This window comes from Idiomarina sp. UBA4206, assembly GCF_002383015.1.
GTDB lineage: Bacteria > Pseudomonadota > Gammaproteobacteria > Enterobacterales > Alteromonadaceae > Idiomarina > Idiomarina abyssalis.
Genome location: NZ_DFTS01000063.1, coordinates 19,715 through 20,059 on the forward strand (window position 1 = coordinate 19,715; position 345 = coordinate 20,059).

A 345-nucleotide genomic window follows, 5' to 3' on the forward strand; every position below is an offset into this window, starting at 1 on the left:
GAGGCCGTAACAAACCGTTGCTGCCATGACTAACAACGCATAAAGGTTGAAGTCCCAACTGCCATTCGCCGAAGCGGTTACCAAAAGCAGGGTACCAAAGAGGCCTATACCGACACCGATAACCTGTGCTACCCGCGCCTTTTGATGGAAGAATAAAGAGCCGATAACCAAAGTGGCAATGGGTGTTAAGGCATTCAGAACCCCGGTGACGCCACTGGCTAATTGAGTCTGTGCTATGGCGAACATAAAGGCAGGGATTAGACTTCCCACCAGGCCAACACTTGCTAATTTTAGCCAATGCTTACGGGTGATTTTATTCAGGTGACGCGCAATAAAAGGGGCTAG

At 49.6% G+C, this 345-nt stretch carries 1 protein-coding gene; it reads right to left on the reverse strand.

Annotated features, from left to right (window positions below; all coding sequences use genetic code 11):
- Nucleotides 1-345 (reverse strand): DMT family transporter (locus tag B3180_RS12980; protein ID WP_286844983.1); only part of this gene is annotated, 345 nt, incomplete at both ends.